The sequence below is a fragment of the Paenibacillus xylanexedens genome (assembly GCF_007680605.1).
GTDB lineage: Bacteria > Bacillota > Bacilli > Paenibacillales > Paenibacillaceae > Paenibacillus > Paenibacillus xylanexedens_B.
In genome coordinates, this window is the sequence record NZ_VEIO01000047.1 from 1 (window position 1) to 506 (window position 506).

A 506-nucleotide genomic window follows, 5' to 3' on the forward strand; every position below is an offset into this window, starting at 1 on the left:
TAACCCATGCCCTTCTGATCCAGCTGACTTACCACGTACATCCGCTGCTGGGCAGGCGAGGCAGGATACGCTTCGCGCGGCTCCGCCGGACTGATTGCCTCATAGCGTTCCAGGATAGCTGCCGTTTCCCAATACCCGGCTAGCATCTCCACCGTTGGACGGGCGAACACTTCACTCAGCGGCACGCTGGCATCCAACTGCTTCTGGATGCGTGCTACCAGCTGCGTCGCTTTGAGTGAATGGCCCCCCAGCTCGAAGAAGTCATCCCGGATGCTTACCGGTTGCGAAAGACCTAGTACATCCTGCCAAATCTCCGCTAGCTTCGCTTCGGTCTCGCTTCGCGGCGCAACGTATTCGCCGGTTGTCTGCAGTAGCCCTTGCGGCTCCGGCAGCGCCTTTCGGTCTACCTTCCCGTTGGCCGTCAGTGGGATTTGCTCCACTTCCACCAGATACGGCGGCACCATATACTCAGGCAAACTCCGTTTCAAATACGTGCGCAACTCGGA

At 58.9% G+C, this 506-nt stretch carries 1 protein-coding gene; it reads right to left on the bottom strand.

The genetic code is table 11. The features are described 5' to 3' along the window. Positions 1-506, bottom strand: a 506-nt coding sequence (locus tag FS818_RS28305) for a phosphopantetheine-binding protein (protein ID WP_145336733.1), incomplete at both ends; no start/stop codon positions are given.